16 protein-coding genes are annotated in these 20087 nt (G+C 69.7%); 9 read left to right on the top strand and 7 right to left on the bottom strand.

Going from position 1 to position 20087, the window contains the following annotated elements:
- Nucleotides 1-364 precede the first annotated feature (364 nt).
- Nucleotides 365-751, bottom strand: coding sequence for a DUF6325 family protein (locus AB0H86_RS13035; protein WP_362436576.1), 387 nt, complete (start codon nt 749-751; stop codon nt 365-367).
- A gap of 221 nt (nt 752-972) precedes the next feature.
- On the opposite strand from AB0H86_RS13035, the gene AB0H86_RS13030 reads away from it, so the two are divergent.
- Nucleotides 973-2325, top strand: a complete 1353-nt coding sequence (locus AB0H86_RS13030; protein ID WP_362436574.1) for a hypothetical protein — start codon at nt 973-975, stop codon at nt 2323-2325.
- Here the strand turns inward: AB0H86_RS13030 and AB0H86_RS13025 are convergent.
- Nucleotides 2309-3271, bottom strand: coding sequence for a DUF389 domain-containing protein (locus AB0H86_RS13025; RefSeq protein ID WP_362436572.1), 963 nt, complete (start codon nt 3269-3271; stop codon nt 2309-2311). The two genes, AB0H86_RS13030 and AB0H86_RS13025, sit on opposite strands and share 17 nt — an antisense overlap.
- Before the next feature lie 124 nt (nt 3272-3395).
- Here AB0H86_RS13025 and AB0H86_RS13020 point away from each other — a divergent pair, with 124 nt between their 5' ends.
- The 3 genes from AB0H86_RS13020 to AB0H86_RS13010 all read left to right on the top strand — a co-directional run bounded on the left by AB0H86_RS13020 (nt 3396) and on the right by AB0H86_RS13010 (nt 8034).
- Complete coding sequence (locus AB0H86_RS13020; protein WP_362436570.1) at nt 3396-4328, top strand: cyclase family protein; 933 nt, start codon at nt 3396-3398, stop codon at nt 4326-4328.
- Between the two features lie 168 nt (nt 4329-4496).
- Entirely contained in the window at nt 4497-6083 is a 1587-nt protein-coding gene (locus AB0H86_RS13015; RefSeq protein WP_362436568.1) for a GMC family oxidoreductase, read from the top strand.
- Between the two features lie 133 nt (nt 6084-6216).
- Complete coding sequence (locus AB0H86_RS13010) at nt 6217-8034, top strand: glycoside hydrolase family 15 protein (protein WP_362436566.1); 1818 nt, start codon at nt 6217-6219, stop codon at nt 8032-8034.
- On the opposite strand, the gene AB0H86_RS13005 is transcribed toward AB0H86_RS13010, so the two are convergent.
- The 3 genes from AB0H86_RS13005 to AB0H86_RS12995 form a co-directional block, all read right to left on the bottom strand.
- On the bottom strand, nt 7985-8698 hold the full coding sequence (locus AB0H86_RS13005; protein WP_362436564.1) for a chloride channel protein: 714 nt from the start codon (nt 8696-8698) through the stop codon (nt 7985-7987). The genes AB0H86_RS13010 and AB0H86_RS13005 overlap by 50 nt on opposite strands.
- The gene (locus tag AB0H86_RS13000) at nt 8665-9288 is read right to left on the bottom strand and encodes a chloride channel protein (protein ID WP_362436562.1); all 624 of its coding nucleotides are present in this window, start codon (nt 9286-9288) and stop codon (nt 8665-8667) included. The genes AB0H86_RS13005 and AB0H86_RS13000 overlap by 34 nt, the downstream gene beginning before the upstream one ends.
- Nucleotides 9289-9540: 252 nt before the next feature.
- Nucleotides 9541-11052: a UDP-N-acetylmuramoyl-L-alanyl-D-glutamate--2,6-diaminopimelate ligase gene (locus tag AB0H86_RS12995; protein ID WP_362436560.1), complete on the bottom strand. Its 1512-nt coding sequence runs from the start codon at nt 11050-11052 to the stop codon at nt 9541-9543.
- Between the two features lie 535 nt (nt 11053-11587).
- Between AB0H86_RS12995 and AB0H86_RS12990 the strand changes: the two genes are divergently transcribed.
- The 5 genes from AB0H86_RS12990 to AB0H86_RS12970 all read left to right on the top strand — a co-directional run bounded on the left by AB0H86_RS12990 (nt 11588) and on the right by AB0H86_RS12970 (nt 17476).
- Nucleotides 11588-12922, top strand: a complete 1335-nt coding sequence (locus AB0H86_RS12990; protein ID WP_362436558.1) for a hemolysin family protein — start codon at nt 11588-11590, stop codon at nt 12920-12922.
- Nucleotides 12919-13941 (top strand): hemolysin family protein, encoded by a 1023-nt coding sequence (locus AB0H86_RS12985; RefSeq protein ID WP_362436556.1) that lies wholly within the window; start codon nt 12919-12921, stop codon nt 13939-13941. The genes AB0H86_RS12990 and AB0H86_RS12985 overlap by 4 nt, the downstream gene beginning before the upstream one ends.
- A 690-nt stretch (nt 13942-14631) precedes the next feature.
- Nucleotides 14632-15903: a nucleotide sugar dehydrogenase gene (locus AB0H86_RS12980; protein ID WP_362436554.1), complete on the top strand. Its 1272-nt coding sequence runs from the start codon at nt 14632-14634 to the stop codon at nt 15901-15903.
- Nucleotides 15904-16017: 114 nt separating this feature from the next.
- Nucleotides 16018-16182 (top strand): hypothetical protein, encoded by a 165-nt coding sequence (locus AB0H86_RS12975; protein WP_362436552.1) that lies wholly within the window; start codon nt 16018-16020, stop codon nt 16180-16182.
- Between the two features lies 1 nt (nt 16183).
- Complete coding sequence (locus AB0H86_RS12970) at nt 16184-17476, top strand: glycosyltransferase (protein WP_362436550.1); 1293 nt, start codon at nt 16184-16186, stop codon at nt 17474-17476.
- A gap of 115 nt (nt 17477-17591) precedes the next feature.
- On the opposite strand, the gene AB0H86_RS12965 is transcribed toward AB0H86_RS12970, so the two are convergent.
- Together AB0H86_RS12965 and AB0H86_RS12960 are read right to left on the bottom strand one after the other, a co-directional pair.
- Nucleotides 17592-18650, bottom strand: coding sequence for a cellulase family glycosylhydrolase (locus AB0H86_RS12965; RefSeq protein WP_362436548.1), 1059 nt, complete (start codon nt 18648-18650; stop codon nt 17592-17594).
- A 718-nt stretch (nt 18651-19368) separates the two neighbouring features.
- Nucleotides 19369-20046: an ANTAR domain-containing protein gene (locus tag AB0H86_RS12960; RefSeq protein WP_362436546.1), complete on the bottom strand. Its 678-nt coding sequence runs from the start codon at nt 20044-20046 to the stop codon at nt 19369-19371.
- Nucleotides 20047-20087: the final 41 nt, after the last annotated feature.

Below are 20087 nucleotides of genomic sequence, written 5' to 3'. Positions count from 1 at the left end.
GCGCGGGGACGCGCAGCGGGGCCTCGGGAACACGGCCCGCGGTGGCGGAGGCACTACGTCGACGGACGCCACAGCCGATCTCCCGGTACAACTCACCCGCGTGGGGGCCGCCCTGGACCGCTTCGGTGAGCACACGGCCCGTTGAGCGGCACGATCAGCGCGGGGAGGCGCGGCGGGGCCCCGGGACACGGCCCGCGGTGGCGGACACTACGTCGACGGACGCCACAGCTGATCTTCCGGCACAACTCACCCGCGTGCGGGCCGCCCTGGACCGCTTCGGTGAGCACACGGCCTGCTGAGCGGCACGATCAGCGCGGGGACGCGCGGCGGGGCCCTGGGAACACGGCCCGCGGTGGCGGAGGCACTACGTCGACGGCCCGTCGGGATCGGTGGCGTCCAGCGCGGCCAGGACGGCCGGCACCGGGATCCGCCCGGAGGCGACCAGCTGCGCACCGCCGCGTCGCAGCGCGGTGGCGAAGGGCGCGGCCCACAGGTTCTCGTAGACCAGGATCCCGGCGGAGCTGCCGGGTTCCAGGGCGGCACCTGCCTCAGCGAGGTCGTCCTGGCCCAGCAGGCCGGAGGAGACGCCCTCGAAGACGGCCAGGTCCAGGGCCCCGTCGCCGGTGAGGTCGGCGGTTTCCAGGCCGACCACGGATCCGTCCTCCTCCTTTCTGACGAACAGCAGATCGAGAATCCGGATGAGGCCGCGATCCACCAGGTCGACCAGGAGGGGAAAGCCCTCGCCCGTCATTCAGTTGCCGGGAAATTCGACGACCACATAGTCGATCGGTCCCATTTCGGCGAATTCATCGTTCATGGCTTCACCCCTGCGCCGGTCATGACAGGGAGAATTCCCCCTGCCTGCCAATGCCATTGCATCACCGGACGGAAGCCGCCGCACCTCAGTGCGGTATTCAACCCGTAAGCCCCGTCCAGGTCGCGGGACCGGATCAGCGCGGGTCTCCTGTGACCATGACGAGCGGCACACCTCCATCGGGCCCGTCCGGCGAGCAGCGGTCCTCGGCAGGGGAACGCGACGAGCTGGACGAGCTGCGGAACCGGGTGAGGGCTCTGGAGAGCACCGAGCGGTCACCGGCCGCACGGCACCACCGGTTCCGGTCGACGGGGTCGTTCCTGCTGCTGCTTCTCGCCTCGCTGTTGTCGCTGCTGGCAGTCGTCTCGGTCTGGGCGGACAGCATCGTGCGGGACACGGACCGCTACGTCGCCACCGTCGGGCCGCTGGCGAGCAACCCGGACGTACAGAAGGCGATCACCAACCGGGTCACCACGGCGGTCCTGGCGCAGGTCGACGTGGACGCACTGGTCAAGGAGCTGGAGCAGGCGGCGAAGCAGAAGGGAGCCCCGCCGAAGGCGGCCGAACTGCTCGGCGACCTGAAGGGCCCGATCACCAGCGGCCTGAAGAGCCTGGTCAGCGACGTCGTGGAGCGGGTGGTCGCCGGCAAGGCCTTCGACACCGTCTGGGTGAACGCGAACCGCAGGGCCCACAGCGCGATCGACAAGGCCCTCACGGGCGAGTCCGACAGCGCGGTGGTGGTCAAGAACGGTCAGGTCGCCATCGACCTGGGACCGATCGTGGCCCAGGTCAAGGACCGACTGGTCAGCGCCGGCTTCAAACCGGCCGCCAAAATCCCGGCCGTCCACACCGAGTTCGTGGTGTTCGCGTCGGAAGACGTCGGCAAGATCAAGTGGTACCTGCGGGTACTGGAGATCATCGGCAGCTGGCTCCCCCTCATCGTCGTACTGATCGCCGCCGCGGGCGTCTACCTGGCCGTACACCGCCGCCGGGCCCTGATCGGGGTCGCGCTCGGGGTGTTCGCCGCCATGCTGCTGCTCGGCATCACGCTCAGCGTCCTACGATCCGTCTACCTCGACCATCTGCCCGCCGGGGCATCCGACGCCGCCGCCGGCGCGGTGTACGACTCGCTGGTCAAGTTCCTGCGCGCGGGCGTGCGGACGGTCGGTGCGGTGGCTCTGGTGACGGCCATCGGCGCCTTCCTGGTGGGCCCGACAAGGGTCGCCGTCCTCACCCGTACGGGCTGCCGCAAGGCCATCGGCGCCCTACGGGACGTCTCCGTGTCGGCGGGGCTCCCGCTGGGGGCGGTCGGCCGGTTCGTCCACCGCTACAAGCAGTGGATCGGCGGGGTGATCCTGGTGGTCGCCGCGGTTGTCCTGTTCACCTGGGACTACCCGACCGTGGCGGTCGTGGTGTGGACGCTGGTGATCGTGCTGATCGCCTTCGCGATCCGCGAGTTCCTGGACAGCGGCACTCCTGACACGCCGTCCGCCGCTACTCCGTCCGACTGACCGCGCGCTCGTGCCGGCGTGCGCCCACCCGGCGCCAGATCGCCCGCTGGCACCTGAGCGTGCCGGTACCGACCACGATCAGTACGACGATGTTGAGCAGCAGTTGGAGCAGCGAACCCCAGGCCTCGTCCCAGCTGGCGTACGCCAGCGAGACCCCGATGTCGGCCGCCGCCGGAATGGTCGTCACCGAGATGAAGACGCCGAGCAGTGCGCTCGTGCGGGCCTCGGCCAGCGAGACGATGCCGACGACCCCGGCCAGCACCGCCACCACGGCCGAGAAGAAGTTGGGGGTGTTGATCAGGTTCGAGACGGGTCGCAGCCCCAGTTCGAAGGCCTCCGGCTGCAGCCCGAACCCCCGGACGAGGAGAGCGAAGAGGAGAGTCGCGGCAACGGCCAGCGAGAACCCCACGAGCAGTGCCATGAGGCCCTGCTCGATGCTCGGCCTGGCGCGGCGGTCGATGCCGAGCGCGATGCTGGTGATGGCGCCGTACTCGGGTCCCACCACCATGGCCGCGACGATGAGGATCTGGGAGTTGGTGATGATGCCCACCGCACCGATGAGTCCGGCGATGACGAGGAAGAGATAGAAGCTCGGGGGGTATCTGCCCTCGGCCCGGATCCGGGCCTCCACCTGTTCCCACACGGGCGCGCGCAACCGGGCCCCGAGCTCCTCGGCCCCGGCCCTGGCCGCGGGTTCCGAGAACACCGTGTCCACCGGATCGAGGACGATGGAGCCACGCTGTTCCAGCCCGAGGCCCCGCAGGCCGCGCAGCACCTCGTTCGCGGCTCCGGTCAGGACGTCGCACTCGATGGCGTCACCGTCCGGGTTGCGTACGCCGCCTGTCCGCAGGATCAGGTTCAGGGCGCACGGTTCGGCGTTCAACAGGGCCATGGTGCGTTCCGTGAGGTCCGGCGGGCACACCGCTCGGACATGGATCATGTCCATCCGGACCTCCGCGGATCGGTGCGGTGCGCCGGCCGGTCGCCCATCCATTAACGGGGCGGCCCCTGAACCCGGCAACTCGGCAACTCGGCATGCGAGGACCCACCACCTGCCGCAAGGTGGGGACATGTGGCCGCCCAGCGAGCTGAGCGAGACCGACTTCCGGCACCTGCACCGACATCTGCGCGCCAAGGCCCCCGGTGGCGGCTCGCGGCGGGGCGCCCTGGACACGATCACCGAGGAACAGGTGCTGGCGGCCGTTCGCGAGGTGCGAACGGGACGTACGGTGTCGCTCGCCGCTCCCGTGGACACCCACAGCGGACCTGACAACGCCGATCCGGCCCAGCACCGGCTCACCGCGCCGGCCGACGGAGAACCCGGCACCAGCGGCCTGGAATTCGCGCGGGACCGTTTCGCCATGAACATCCACGGCGATGTGGACAGCCACCTCGACGCGCTGTGCCACGTCGTCTACGACGGAACCCTGTACGGCGGCGTACCGGCGGCGGAGGCGCTGTCACCGGACGGGTCGAGCGCCCTGTCGGTCGGCCTGGCCCGCGACGGCATCGTCGGACGCGGGGTCCTCCTCGACATCCCCCGGCTGCACGGCGTCCCCTGGCTCGAACCCGGAGCGCAGGTGAAAGCCGAGGACCTCGCCGCCGCCGAGGCACGGCAGGGGGTCCGGGTCGGCCGGGGCGACATCCTCCTCGTACGGGTCGGACACCGCCGGCGGCGGGAGGAGCTGGGCCCCTGGGACGTCTCCGGCGCGCGTGCCGGACTCCATCCGACCGCCCTGGAGTTCCTGGCCGAACGGGAGGTGGCCGTGCTGGGCGGCGACGGGAACAACGACTCGGCCCCCAGCGCGGTGCGGGGGGTCGCGTTCCCGGTGCATGTGCTCGCCGTGCACGCGATGGGACTGCATCTGCTCGACCATCTGCGGTTCGAGGACCTCACGCCGATCTGCGCACAGGAAGGCCGCTGGTCGTTCCTCTGCGTGATCGCCCCGCTCCGGCTGCCCGCGGCGACCGGATCCCCCGTCAATCCGCTCGCGATCCTGTGACGGCCGATGAGCCCTGGCCGGGCGGCCGGCTGGTGCTCACCCGAACAGTCCAACTCGCCGGAACTATCCCCCGGAGATACGTTGGTGCTCGGGCCGAATGCGCCTTTTCGGCCTTATCGACCTATTCGACCGGCAGGACCGGAGCGCGTTCCGAGGACGGTGGCCGGCATGACCGACGAGCGGCACTACGACGTCATCATCATCGGCACCGGTGCGGGCGGTGGCACTCTCGCCCACCGGCTGGCACCCACCGGAAAACGGATCCTCCTTCTCGAACGCGGTGACTATCTGCCCCGCGAACGCGACAACTGGGAATCCACCGCGGTCTTCGTCAAGGGGAAATACCGCGCCCCGGAGTTCTGGTACGACAAAGACGGAAACCAGTTCCCGCCCGAGGTCAATTACTACGTGGGCGGCAACACCAAGTTCTACGGCGCCGCACTTTTCCGTATGCGCCCCGAGGACTTCGGGGAACTGCGCCACCACGACGGTGTGTCGCCCGCCTGGCCGCTGAGCTACGAGGAACTGGAGCCGTACTACACGCAGGCCGAACACCTCTACCTCGTCCACGGCCGGCACGGCGAAGACCCGACTGAGGGCCCCACCAGCGCCCAGTACGCCTACCCGCCGGTCCAGCACGAGCCGCGCATCCAGCAACTCAGCCACGACCTGGAGAAGCGGGGCCTGCACCCCTTCCACCTCCCCATCGGCGTGAACCTCACCCAGGACGACCGGGGCAGGGCCACCCACACCAGCGCCTGCATACGCTGCGACCGCGTCGACGGCTTCCCCTGCCTGGTCGGCGCGAAGTCCGACGCGCAGGTCATCTGCGTCGACCCCGCCCTCGAACATCCAGGCGTCGAGATGCTCACCCACGCGGACGTACGGAGTCTCGGCACGGACGCGACCGGCCGCAGTGTCACCTCGGTCGTCGCGACGGTGGGGGACGGGGACCCGACAACCGTGGAGTTCAGCGCCGACATCGTGGTCGTCGCCTGCGGCGCCGTCAACTCCGCCGTCCTGCTGCTGCGTTCGGCGGACGACCGGCATCCGCGGGGCCTGGCCAACAGCTCGGACGTGGTGGGCCGGCACTACATGCGGCACAACAACCTGGCCCTGATGGCCGTGTCCAGGGAACCGAACGACACCAGGTTCCAGAAGACCCTGGCGCTGCACGACTGGTACCTGGGATCCGACGACTGGGAATACCCCCTCGGCGGCATCCAGATGCTCGGCAAGTCCGACTCCGAGCAGATCCACGGAGAAGCGCCCCGCTGGGCCGGGACCGTCGCCCCCGACATGCCGTTCGAGGTGCTCGCCCACCACGCGGTCGACTTCTGGCTGTGCGGAGAGGACCTGCCCCTCGCCGACAACCGCGTCACCCTGGACCGGGACGGCGGCATCCACCTGGCCCTCGACGAGAAGAACAACACCGCAGGGCTGAAACGCCTGCGGCACAAACTGCAGGACATGCTGGGCCAGTTGGGCATGCACGAGCACCGTCTTCTCTCGCACAGCATCTACCTGCACAAGGGCATGCCCATCGGTGCCACCGCGCATCAGGCGGGCACGGTCCGCTTCGGCCATGACCCCGCCGACTCGGCCCTCGACGTCAACTGCAAGGCCCACGACCTCGACAACCTCTACGTCGTCGACACGAGCTTCTTCCCGAGCATCGGAGCGGTCAACCCCTCGCTGACCGCCATCGCCAACGCCCTGCGCGTCGGCGACCACATCGCGGAGCGACTGCGGTGACCTCCGGCCACCTGCTCGGCGACCTCCGGCCACCTGCTCGGCGACCTCCGGCCGACTGCTCGGCGACACCCGGAACCGCACCCCTTCCGTACCGGCCGGGTAGCGGCTGAAGCAGCCTGAAAGGGAGACCGACATGGACCGCTACCCGCCCATCGCCGACCACGGGCTCGTCGGGGACCTGCAGACCGCCGCTCTCGTGACATCCCAGGGCGTGATCGACTGGTTCGCGGCGCCACGCTTCGACTCGCCCAGCATCTTCGCCGCCCTGCTCGACCACGACGGCGGCGGCTACTTCCGGCTCGCGCCCGAGCACCCCGAGGGGACCTGGAAGCAGCTCTACTACCCGGATTCCGCCGCCGTGGTGACCCGCTTCATGTCCCCCGACGGAGTCGGCGAGATCATCGACCACATGCCTGTCCAGTCGGGCCCGACGGCGACCGACCGGCACCGCCTGGTGCGCGTCGTACGCTCGGTTCGTGGCACCGTGCGCTACAGCCTCGAATGCCGGCCGCGGTTCGACTACGCGCGCGCGACCCACGAACTGGACCTGGCCCCCCGCACCGCGACGTTCCGGGCCCCGGGAATGACCGCCTACCTTCAGAGCAGCTTCCCGCTCGAACGGGACGGGCAGGACGTCCGGGGCGCCATCACCCTGAACGACGGAGAGTCGGCGGCCGTGGTGTTCACCGTCTGTGCGCCGGGCGGGGAGGCGCCACCGCCGCTCACCACCGAGCGGATCACCGAAGAGCTCTGGGAGGACATCGGCTTCTGGCAGAAGTGGGTGCGCACCTCGCGCTACCGCGGCCGCTGGAGCGAGATCGTGCACCGCTCGGCCATCACCCTCAAACTCCTCACCTACGCGCCGACGGGCGCGCCGGTCGCCGCCGCCACCATGGGTCTGCCCGAGCAGGTCGGCGGTGAGCGCAACTGGGACTACCGGTACACCTGGGTGCGGGACGGCTCCCTGTCGGTGCGGGCCCTGCTCGACCTCGGCTTCGTGGAGGAGGCGACCCACTTCACCCACTGGCTCGGCGACCGGCTGGCCGCCCACGAGGGACCGGACGACGAACCCCTCCAGATCATGTACCGGGTCGACGGCGACCCTCATCTGACCGAGGAGATCCTGGACCACTTCGAGGGCTACCGCGGCTCCTTCCCGGTCCGGGCCGGCAACGCCGCCTCCGACCAGCTGCAGCTCGACATCTACGGCGAGGCCCTGTACGCGCTGGCCGAGGGCCGCCAGGTCGGCGAACGGGCGGGCTACCACGGGTGGAAGGGCCTGGCCGCCACCCTGGACTGGCTCGCGGACTCCTGGGACCGGCCCGACGAGGGCATCTGGGAGACCCGGGGCGGACGCAAGGACTTCACCTACAGCCGGGTGATGTGCTGGGCCGCCTTCGACCGCGGTCTGAAGCTGGCCCACGATTTCAGCAGGCCGGCCAACACCGCGCTCTGGACCCGGGCCCGGGACGACATCCTCGAACAGGTCATGGAGCGCGGCTGGAACGAGAAGGAGCAGGCCCTGGTCCAGCACTACGGCGGCGACGTCCTGGACGCCTCCCTGCTGCTCGCCCCCCGGGTCGGATTCCTGTCCCCCCGCAGCCCCGGCTGGCTCAACACCCTCGACGCCATGGACCGCGTCCTCGTCTCCGACAGCCTCGTCTACCGCTACGACCCCCAGGCATCCCCGGACGGACTGCGCGGCTGCGAAGGGACCTTCAGCCTGTGCACGTTCCTGTACGTCGACGCCCTCGCCCGCGCGGGACGCCTCCCGCAGGCCCGCTACACCTTCGAGAAGATGCAGACGTACGCCAACCATGTCGGCCTGTTCGCCGAGGAGATCGGCCCCAGCGGGGAGCAACTGGGCAACTTCCCCCAGGCCTTCACCCATCTCTCCCTCATCACGGCCGCGACGACGCTGGACGAGGCCCTCGACCGGGTCGCGCCCTGAACGCGGGGATCCCCGGCCCCTGTGGCAGCAGCTCCGTGGTCACGAACGACACCACGGTGGCAAGGACGATCACGGGTACCGTTTCCGAGTTGCCCACGATGAGGACGACCAGCACCACCGTGCTGACGGGCAGCCGCAGCGCGGCGGCGCACGCGGCCGCCATACCCGCCGCCATACCCGCCACGACGCCGAGTCCCGGCAGGGGCGACAGCAGGACGCCCACCGCTCCGCCCAGGAACAGGGACGGGAAGGTCGGACCGCCGCGAAGGCTGCCCAGGCACAGCGCGTACGCGACGCCCTTGAACGCCAGGACCGCCAGCAGACTGCCGACCGACCACGCATGGGGGTTCCCGGCGAGTTGCGTCAGGGTGGCCTGGCCGGACAGGGAGACCTCGGACGGCGAACGGCCGGTGACGACCGCGTAGAGCGCCGCGCAGCCCGCCGCGGCGAGTGCGCAGAGCACCGTGCCGCGCAACGTGTGCGCCGACACGAAACGCGCCGTGATCCGTCCGCCCACCATGATCCAGTGGACGGCCGCCCCGATGGCGAGCGCCATCAGCGCCGACCACACCACGTCCCCGGTGTCGAGGAGCGGGGGAGCGGGCAGCCCGATGCTGAGGCTTCCGGTCTTCAGCCCGGTCCAGTGGCCGAAGCCGGTGAACACGATGGCGCCGATTCCGCTGGACAGCAGGGCGGGAGCATCACCGTGAACAGTTGCGGTCCGCCGACTCCGGCCACCTCCATGAGCATCACGGCCGCCACGAGCGGACTGCCGAAGATCGCGGAGATGGCTGCCGCGGCGCCGGCGGCACCGAGCAGCGCCGTGCTCGCCTCGGTCGCCGGAGCGCGTACGAGATCCCGGAACACCAGCGCCAGACCAGCGCCGAGGGCGATCAGCGGTGCCTCGGGCCCGAGAACGGCGCCCAGTGGCAGGCTGGCCAACGCGGCGACGACCACACCGGGTACAGCGGCTTTCGACGCCCCTCCGGAGTGCAGGCCCGCCGCCGGAATGTGTCCTCCTCGGCCGGGGAACCGCAGAACGACCTGGGCGACGACCAGACCCGACACCAGAGCCAGGGGAAGGGGCCACCATGACGGCGGATCCGTCCACCCGAGGTCGTGCGGCCAGTCCACCCAGATCAGGTTCTCCAGCTCCTGGAGCAGGACGAGAAACCAGAACGCGATCAACGACACCGGGATCCCGAGCAAGCCGCAGAACACCAACGCCCGCCGGTACTCGGGCCGACGCAGCATGTCCCTCAACTGGTCGGCCTCTTGGGGCTGGTTTCCCGGAGCGGTCCCAGCCTCTCCGGGCTTCTGCTCGGTGATGGCTCTTCTCCTGAGTCTGCTGAGTCAGCTGCGTCCGCTGTTCGCGGAAGGTGATTCGGCCAGTGGCAGCGCGAGATTACCCACCAGATCGCGCGATACCGCCCTGATCACCAACGCAACGTCACAAACCACTCCGGATGGACGCGAAAGGATTCCCCGACGTACTCCCGGGGGCTCTCAGCTGCCGAGGGCGAGCGCTCGCGGAAACGTCTCGGCGGCCTCGTGGGCGAGTTGGCGGACGACGGCCATGTCGCTGAAGGGAATCAGTTCCTCGCCGATGATCTGGTGCGGCTCACTGCCCTTTCCGGCGACGAGGACGATGTCGTCCGGCCCGGCGGCTGCCAACGCGAAGGCGATGGCCTGCCGGCGGTCGGCGATGCACTCGAAGGGGGTGCCGGTCGCCGTGACACCGGGGACGATCTGGTCGAGGATCGCTCCCGGGGATTCGGTGCGCGGGTTGTCCGAGGTGAGGACGCACAGGTCGGAGAGCCGTCCCGCGATCTCGCCCATGGCGGCACGTTTGGTGGTGTCACGATCGCCGCCGCAGCCGAAGACGGTGATGATCCGGGCCGTGGCGAAGCCCTTGATCGCGGTGAGGATCTTCTCCAGCGAGTCCGGGGAGTGTGCGTAGTCCACGACCACGGAGGTGCCCCGCGGGGTCACGTGCCGCTCGAAACGGCCCGGGACCGGCGGCATCAGCCGCAGGGCGGCGACGAGCGCGCCCAGGTCATGGCCGAGGAGGTGGCAGGCGGCGATGGTGGCGAGCGCGTTCGACACGGAGAACCGGCCCGGGACGGGGATCGTCGCCGGATACGTACGCCCCTGGTGGTGCAGGGTGAACCGGCTGCCCGAGGAGTCCATGACCAGGTCGGCCGCCCGGTAGTCCGCCTCCGCGTCCACTGCGTACGTGGTCGCCGCACCCGGCATCAGTCGCAGGATGGTGGCACCCATCGGGTCGTCGGCGTTGACCACCGCACGGCGGCACAGCCCCTGGAACAGCCGCAGTTTGGCCTTGCCGTAGCTCTCCATCGAGCCATGGTCGTCCAGGTGGTCCTGGGTCAGGTTGGTGAAGACGCCGACGTCGATATGGGCATCGTCCACCCGGTGTGTGAGCAGTGCCATGGATGTGGCCTCCAGCACCACGCTGCCCGTCCCCTGGTCGCGCATGTAGCCCAGCAGGTACTGCAGGTCCGGCGATTCGGGGGTGGTCAGGAGCGATCGGGGCATCGGCACCCGTTCGTCGCCGACGCGGCTGCCGGAGGTGCCGATGACGCCGACCTTCGCGCCGTCGGCGATCCGCAGGACCGACTCGACCATGTACGACACCGAGGTCTTGCCGTTGGTGCCGGTGACGGCCACTACGTCCATGGCGCGGCCCGGTTCGCCGTAGTAGCGGGACGAGACCACCGAGGCCACCACGCGGACGTCCGGTACGCGTACGACGCAGACGCCGTCGGCGGCCTCGGCTCCGTCCGCGTCCGGGCCTTCCAGGAGGACGGCCGCCGCCCCGAGCGCCACGGCACGCCCGATGGCCTCCGGGCCGCCTTCGCGGTGGCCGGGTACCGCGATGTACAGCGAGCCGGGAGTCACGCGGTGGGCGTCGAAGGTCGGCGCCGCACTGATCGTCGTGTCGGTGTCGCCGTGGAGAACCTCGTGGGCGTACCCGTCCAGCAGTTCGTTCAGTTTCATGAGTGTCCCCTCGATGGCGGCCGGACGGCGCGCCTGTGGGACGGGCCGAAAACCGCTGTGATGACCATGGGCCTGGCAGTCCGGCGCCTGGAGGCAGGCGCCCGACGGTAGGGGATCGTGCTGTTGAGGGCCGACGCGATCCGGAATCGGTACGTCGGCGGCCGGCGCGACGAAAGCGGCGGCCCGGAGTGGATCCGTACGGGAAGCGCGCCGTACTCACGCGGCTGCGAGATCGGGGCTCAGCGGCTCAGCGGCACGCGACTCGACGCGACATGAGTCTACGCCCGGCCGACGGCAGCGGTCGCCACCGAAGATCCACAAGGATTCCGCACCAGTCGGCGTGCCGTGGGCTCGGTCACCTCGAGCGTGTTCGACCGCGGGCGGGTGGAAGCGGGCTTTGCTTGTCCTTTACTATGGGTGCCCCAGTCGTACCGAAAAGGAGCCGTAGTACCGCAATGGGTGAGCCTCCCAGTACCAGCCGTGCCACACCCCGTCGACCGCTTCATGCGGCCACTGAGGGATCGGGGGTGGCGCGGTGACCGAGCTCCTGCTGCTCCTGTTGGCCCTCCTGCTCACGCTGGTCTGCGCGGTGTTCGTCGCGGCCGAGTTCTCCCTGACCACCCTGGAGCGCGGTGACCTGGAGCGGGCCGTCGAGGCCGGTGAGCGTGGCGCCGAGGGCGCGCTGAAGGCCGTACGCCGGCTGACCGTCCAGCTCTCCGGCGCCCAACTCGGCATCACTGTCACCTCGTTGGTCATCGGCATGCTCGCCGAGCCGTCGCTCGCGGCGCTGCTGCGCGGCCCGCTGACGGCACTGGGCCTGGGCGGTGCCGCCTCGTCGGTGGCGAGCGTGCTGGGCGTGGCCTTGTCCACCGTCGTGCTGATGGTGGTGGGCGAGCTGGTGCCGAAGAACTGGGCGATCTCCCGGCCGCTGGCCGTCGCCAAGGTGGTCGCCGGACCGCAGCGCGGATTCACCGCCGCCTTCGGCCCGTTCATCCGGCACCTGAACAACACCGCGAACAAGTTCGTACGACGCTTCGGCCTGGAGCCCGCCGAGGAGCTGGCCTCCGCGCGCGGCCCCGAGGAACTGATCGCGCTGGCCCGGCACTCGGCCGCCCAGGGCGCCCTGGAGGCGGACTCCGCCGAACTGTTCGTCCGCACCCTGCACCTGGGCGAGCTGACGGCCGAGAACGTGATGACCCCGCGCGTCGACGTCAAGGCGCTCGAAGCCCACGCCACGGCCGCGGACGCCGCCGACCTCACCCACGCCACCGGCCTGTCCCGCTTCCCGGTCTACCGCGACAGCCTGGACGACGTCGTCGGCACCGTACACATCCGTGACGTCCTCGCCCTGGAGCCGGACAGGCGCGCGGTCACCCCGGTCACGGAACTCGCCACCGAGCCCCTGCTGGTGCCCGACAGTCTGCCCGCCGACCGGCTGCTGGAGCGGCTGCGAGCGATGCGCACCATGGCCGTCGTCATCGACGAGTACGGCGGCACCGCGGGCGTGGCGACCATGGAGGACATCGTCGAGGAGGTCGTCGGCGAGGTCCGCGACGAACACGACCCCCTCGAGATCCCCGACCTGCTCCCCACCCCCGCCACGGCGGAGGGCCGCGCGGTGTGGGAGGCGGACGGCGGCGTCCGCCTCGACCAGCTCACCGGCATCGGACTGACGGCGCCCGACGGGCCGTACGAGACCGTGGCCGGGCTAATCGCCACCCGCCTCGCCCGCATCCCCGCCAAGGGGGACACCGTGCACCTCGGCGGCTGGCAGCTCGACGTCCTGGACGTCGAACACCATCGCGCCGACCGGATCCGCATCACCGAACCGGCCTCGGTGCCGGCCCACGCGGGGGAAGAGTCCCGATGACCGTCCTGCAACTCGCCATCGGCGCCCTGACACTGCTGACCAACGCCTTCTTCGTGGGCGCCGAGTTCGCCATGATCTCCGTGCGCCGCGGCCAGGTCGAACCGCGCGCCCAGGAGGGGAACAAGCGGGCCCGGATGACCCTGTGGGGTCTTCAGCACATCTCCGCGATGATGGCCACCGCCCAGCTCGGCATCACCGTCTCCTCACTGGTGCTGGGCGCGGTCGCCGAACCGGCCATCGCGCACCTGTTGGAACCCGGCTTCGAGGCGGCCCGCGTTCCTGACGGCCTGGTGCATCCGATCGCGTTCGTCATCGCGCTCACCGTGGCGACGTATCTGCACATGCTGATCGGCGAGATGATCCCGAAGAACATCGCCCTGGCCGCGCCCGTCCCCACCGCGCTGCTGCTCGGGCCGCCCCTGGTGGCGCTCACCCGGGCCCTGAAGCCCGTAGTCTTCGGCATCAACGCCTTCGCCAACTCGCTGCTGAGACTGCTGCGGGTCGAGCCGAAGGACGAGGTGGAGTCCGTCTTCACCGACTACCAGCTCGCCCGTATGGTCGTCGACTCCAGCGAGGCCGGACTGCTCAGCCCGGCCGACGGCGAACGGCTGCGCGACGCCCTGGAACTGGGCACGCGCCCGGTGGGCGAGATCCTCGTCCCCGCACAGCGGATGCGCACCGTCGGCCACACCGTCACCCCCGCCGAGCTGGAGCGGACCGCGGCCGACGCGGGTTACTCCCGCTTCCCCGTCACCGGCCCCGGCGGCACCGTGCTGGGCTACCTCCACATCAAGGACACCCTCGGCGTCGCCGACCGCGACCAGCCGTTCCCGCGCACCGCACCGCACCCGGTCACCCGGGTCCGTATCGACACCCCACTGGACGACACCCTCACCGCCCTGCGTGCCGACGGCAGCCACCTGGCCGCGGTCACCGGCGAGAGGGGCGCGGTCCTCGGCTTCGTGACCATGGACGACGTCCTGTCCGAGCTGGTCGGACCGGCTCCGGCGAGGGTCTGAGCAGGGGGCCGTTCGAGGCATCGCGCTGCTCCTGCCGCCTGGAGTGCGCCGGTGGTGCACGGGGGCTCGCGAGGGGCGCGCGTTGTTCCGGAGTGCAACCGTCTTCACATTGCGGAACGGCAACAGCCCTTCCAGCCACTGATGGGGCTGCCGCACCCTTGCGAAGCCCACGCAAGGAGGAGAGTTGTGAAGATCCTTTAGCGCAAACCTTCACTTCCTTCACTTGTCGGGGGCCCTTGCCCGGCCTGCCCTGGGTGTACCGCGCACATGGTGCGAGCGGTGGTTCATGGGGTGTCAGAACCGACTGTTCTCGCTGGACATGACGGTGTGTCGGACGTCGTGGCGTGAATCACGTGGCTGATTCGTAGGTATCAAATCGGTAAAAGGTCTTCCGCTTTCGAGGAACTTGTTGAACGCTTAAGGTCCACAAACGAGGGGGATTTGTGAAGATCGCGGTGCGTGTCTGACGCACGTTCGGGCAGGGGGCCTGGACCGGTTGTTGAGCCGCCGATGACTCAAAAGGGACGCTGCCGCAACCCGACGGGGTGTTGCAGCAAAGCCCGTCCCGCACAGCACATCACGCAGTACCCGACGCCGCGGCCGCCTGCCTCAGGAACAGGCGACCGCATTCAGGGGCGCCGTTTTCCGGCCCGCGCATGTCCGCGAGCCGGCTCAAGGTGAGGAACCACCATGCAGATATGTGTTCTCGGGCAGGGGTATGTCGGCCTGCCCCTGGCTCTCCGGGCCGCCGAGGCCGGTCACACCGTGACCGGCTACGAGCCCGACCTCCGGCGCTGCGAGCAGCTGGCCGCGGGATCGTCCTACGTGGAGGACATCGACTCCGCCCGCCTGCGCCGTCTGTTGGACTCGGGCGCCTATGTGCCCACCGCGGATCCGGAGGACCTGAAGGGCTTCGACGTCGCCGTCGTCACCGTGCCCACGCCGTTGACCGACCGCACCCCGGACCTGAGCTGCGTGCGCGACGCCGCCCGTGAACTGGCCGGGCGGCTGGAGCCGGGCGCGACCGTGGTGTTGGAGTCGACCACGCACCCCGGCACGACCCGCGACGTGCTCATTCCTCTGCTGGAGGAGGGGTCGGGCCTGGTGGCGGGGCGGGACTTCCACGTCGGCTTCAGCCCCGAGCGCATCGATCCCGGGAACGCCCTCTGGCGGCTGGAGAACACTCCCAAGATCGTTGCCGGACTCACCGAAGCCTGTCTGCGGCGCGTGAAGGACTTCTACGACTCGGTCACCGAGGTCACCGTGCCCGCCTCCGGACTGGAGGAAGCCGAGCTGGCGAAGGTCTTCGAGAACACCTACCGGCACGTCAACATCGCCCTGGTCAACGAGCTGTCCCGGATGGCGCACACGCTGGGCGTGGATGTGTGGCACACCCTTGAGCTGGCCGCGACCAAGCCCTTCGGATTCACCAAGTTCCTGCCCGGGCCGGGCGTCGGCGGGCATTGCCTGCCCATCGACCCCGTCTACCTCAGCCACCACGTCAAGACGCAGCACGGTCAGACCTTCCGGCTCATCGAGCTGGCCCAGGACATCAACGACAGCCAGCCCGACTACGTCGTACGCCGCCTGCAGGACGCGCTCAGCCGCCGCTTCCGACGCAGCGTCCACGGCGCTCGCATCCTCGCCCTGGGCGCCGCCTACAAGCCGGGCACCGCGGACGCCCGTCAGTCGCCGGCCGTGCAGGTCGTCGAACGGTTGCGCGACATGGGCGCGGACGTCACTGTCGTCGACCCCTATCTGCCGGACGGCGGCTGCCGGGACATCCCCTTCGCCGCCGCCGCCGCGGACACGGACACGGACGTGACTGTGGGGGACTTCGACGCCGTCGTACTGCTCACCCCGCACGACGAGTTCGACCTCGCCCAGGTCGCCGCGGAATCGGCCTACGTGCTGGACACCCGGGGCGTCATGGCGATTGCCCCGCACATCGAGCGCCTCTGAGGGGCACAGCCGCCGCACGGCACCGCGCACGCGGACCGCCGTGCGTGCCCACCTGCCCCAGCACCGCATCCATCACAGCGATCAAGCGGCTGTGAGCCAGAGGAAGGAAACATCATGGGTTACGACGACGGAGCACTCGCCAGAACCGGAGTGGGAGCGATCACGCTGTTCGGCGCGAGCGTCTCGCTGAACTGGATCCTCGCCATCGCGGTGACGCTCGTCCTGGTCGGCGCTTTCACCTACCGGACCGTCACCCGGCACCAGCGAGGACGTATCTGACGTGTCCGACCACAAGTCCAAGCGGGGCCGACGTGCCCCGTGGCAGACCTGGGTCTGTGTGGCCGCCGCTCTGGCGGCCACCGCCTGGACCCTCGTCTACCACCTGTACTGGAGCACCCAGCCCTGGGGAACCGCGCTGGTCTTCTACTGCGCCGTCACCGCCGTACTCGTCTACTCGCTGGCCGCGGTGGTCAAGGGCCGGAGTTTCGCCCACCTGCCCGCCCATGAGGGCCGGGTGCTGGCCATCGTCCCGGCGTACAACGAGCCGGCCGAGGCCCTGCACAAGACCGTGTGGGCGCTCATCGACCAGGTGCGTCCGCCCGAGGCGATCCATGTCGTCGACGACGGTTCCAGGATTCCCGTGGTCCCGTTCGAGCATCCCCTGGTCACCTGGCACCGCCAGGACAACGCGGGCAAGCGCGAAGCCCAGGCGCACGTGTTGCGGACGGTCGACCCGTCGACGTACGACCTCATCATGACCGTCGACTCGGACTCGGTCGTGCATCGCATGGGTCTGTGGCACTGCCTGAAGGCCATGTCGGACGTGCGGGTGCAGGCGTGCACCGGACTGACGCTGGTCTCCAATCGCGCGCACAACCTGCTGACCCGAGTGATCGACGTCGAGATCGTCACGTGGTGCCTGGTGACGCGCATGGCCCGCTCCCAGGTCGGAGCTGTCGCGCCCACGTCCGGCATTCTCGCCGTCTACCGCAAGGAACTCGTCCTGGACAACCTGGACGACTACATCAGCTCCGGTACGGCGGGGGACGACCGGCGCCTGACGCACTACGCGCTCCAGCGCGGCCAGGTGGTGGCCGTCAACGAGGCCTGGGTCTACAGCAACATGCCCACCGACCTGAACGAACTGTTCACCCAGCGGGTGCGATGGTTCAAGTCGTACTGGCGCTACGTCGGCTGGGAGCTGACCAACTTCTCGGCGGCTCCCTTGTTCTTCCGCCTCTACGGTCTGGTCGTCACCGCGACCATGCCGATCCTGTACGCCTGGGTGCTGTTCGTGCTGCCCTACCACACCGACGACAAGCTGCTGTTCTTGCAGGGACTCGGCTACTGGCTCATCATGACCTACGCCCAGACCGGCATGTACGCGGCTATGCGCCCCGAGTTGACGGCCGGCCAGAAGCTTGTCGCCTGGCTCTTTCTCACTCCTCTGGTGACCCTGCTCAACCTGTTCGTCGTCCGCCCCGCCATGTATTGGGCCCTCACCCAGGCGCGCACCACTCACTGGGGCACGCGCACGGTGTCCGTGCCGGTGCCGGCGGTGGAGCAGACCTGAGCCGTGGCGCAGCCTGAACAGGGGAAGGACTCCGCCCCGGGCCACGGGGCGGAGCCTCTCCAGGTCGCGCAGGTCGCGCAGGTCGCGCAGGTCGCGCACAGGTCTGTCGGTTCGGTCAGGGCTGGACCGGCTTGCCTCGGCCCCAGGCCCAGGCGAGGCGGTCGGCGCCGGACTGGTTGGTGGTGGCGAGCCACGGGCGGGAGGCGGGGCCGGTGAGGGTCTGCAGGGAGTACGTGTCGTCGGTACGCAGGCCCGGCCAGTAGACGGAGCCCATCTTGAGCTCGCGGAAGGTGTCGGTGACGGCCTGGACGTAGTTGACGAAGTTGTTGGAGGCGTCCGGCTTGTTGTAGTCGAGGCCCGTGGTCATCGGGGCGCCGAACTCGTCCGCCACGGTCCGGTTCGCGCAGTCGCCGATGCGCACCTTGAGGTCGTCCACCCACTGGTCGTAGGTCGCGTAGTCCTTCCAGAACCCGTAGTGGTGCAGCGACAGGTAGGTGCCGTTGAGGCGCGGGTCGGCGCAGACCGAGGTGACGTGGTCGTTGTAGCCGGCGCCGCTGACGAAGACCCGGTCGCGCGGGACCGACGGATAGGTCGCGAGCCACTTCGCGGCTATGTCGGCCCACGCGGCTTCGGTGTAGCCGTGCGGCTCGTTCATCGGCTCGAAGTAGACGCGCCTGTCGTTCTTGTACGCGTTGACCACGGTCTTCCACATGGGCCAGTAGGTGGCCTCGTCGTCGATGAAGCCGTCCTTCTGCGCGCCCGTGCCCTCCCAGTAGGACACGATGACCTTGAAGCCCTGGTCGGAGGCGGCGTCGATGACCCCGCGATACGACTTCCAGTAGGAGCCGTCGACCGTGTACGGGTTGATGGGCAGCCGCACGGTGTTGGCGCCGAGGTTGGCGCGGAACGCCGAGATGATCCGGGTCGCCTTCGCGTACGTCTGCCGGTAGCCGTCGGAGAGCGACAGGCCGGACAGGACGACCGGGTCGTCGGCGAAGTTGTCACGCGGGTCGGCCCAGTTGACACCCTTGAACTGGGTCGGGTCCAGGCGCGGCGCGGCGGCGGAGGCGGGGCTGCCGGCCAGCGTGGTGCCGCTGACCGCGGCGATGGCGACGGCCACGAAGACGGCACGCAGCCGAGGGGTGAAGCGGGTTCTGCCGGAGGTCTTGCTCATCAGCTTGCCCTTTCAGGAGATGGCGGCTCGGCGCGTGGGGGAGTCTGCGCGTGCAGGAGCGGCCGTCGGGGAGGACCGGTGGGGTGCCGGGGGCCTGGGGGGTGACGGATTTTCGGCCGGGCGGCGTGGCGAGGAATCAGCAGGGCGTGCAGGCAGGGCGAACCAGCCGGCGAACCGGCCTGGGAAACGGCCAGGGAAACCAGCCATCCGCTCCTCCTTGGGGCCCTCCTCCTCGGTCCACCGGTCGCGCTGTGGTGTTCACGTAAACACATTCGAACAAGTGATCGGTGTTTACGTAAACATCGCAGCGCCGGAATCGTGGCATCCGGCATCGTGCGCGTCAAGGTTTCCGGAGCGTTACATCACCCGCCCTCCGGTCGGAGCGTCGCGCGGGACAGGAGTCAGCCGGGGGCGCGGCGGGTATGCCGGGGGCAATGGGATCGAAGACGAAGCACGGCCGGCCTCGGCCCGCCGGGCACGATGTGCCCGGCATCCGCGAGGAGTTGGCTGGTCGCGTCGGGTGCGGGGTGGCACATCTCGTACCGGTCGAAGGCTTGAGGAGGGCGTCATGAACCGTCAGACCAGGGTGCGTGTCAGCCGTAGGCCCGCCGCTCCGCGCGATATGACGATCGACCGCAGGACGCCTTCGGGGCGGCTGCTGCCGTACTGATCCCGCCGGGGGTGTACGGCGAGGTCGACCTCGGCCCCGGCCTCGGGCTCAGTGCCCGCGGCGGGCGATCGCTGTCTTCAATGCCGCACGGACCTGCTCCGGGGGCGGCGAGCCGTCGCTCCCGGTGCTGGCGGTGACCGCCGCGGCGACCGCGTGGAGTTTGGTGTTGGAGAGCTGGGAGGCCTGTCGCAGGATCGTCCAGGCCTCGTCGGGGGTGCAGTCCTGGGTGGCCATGAGGATGCCGCGGGCCTGGTCGATCACCGGGCGGGAGGCGATGGCCTGGCGCAGCTGCTCGACCTCCCGTTCAAGAAGTCGCAGCCGCTCCGCGCGCTCCAGGGCCACCGCCGAGGAGGACGACGGGCGCGGTATCGCGGCGCGCGTGGCGTGCAGCGGGTCGGTGGTGTCCAGACCGGCCAGTTCCAGGATGCGGCGCGGCTGACCGCCCCAGTTCACGGTCGCCACCGGCACCCCGTGCAGCTGGGTGTAGTCGCCGAGCGTCTCCAGGAACTGCAGTCCCGCGGTGTCCATGAAGACCACCCCGGTCATGTCCAGTTCCAGCAGATCGACGCCGGCCGGCAGTTCGGTCAGCTTCTCGGTCAGGATGTCCGCGCAGCCGCGGACCAGTTCTCCTCGTGGAGCGAACAGCGCTCGGCCCGCGTCCACGCGACTCTCGATGACGAGGGCGTCTGCTCGCCCCACGAGAGGTGTGTGTGCCGCTGAGGTCATGTCCCCGCCTTATAGTTTCCGGACAGTCTTCATGACGGTGC

It is taken from the genome of Streptomyces sp. NPDC050997 (genome assembly GCF_040660135.1).
GTDB lineage: Bacteria > Actinomycetota > Actinomycetes > Streptomycetales > Streptomycetaceae > Streptomyces.
This window is presented reverse-complemented; position numbering and strand designations above follow the sequence as displayed.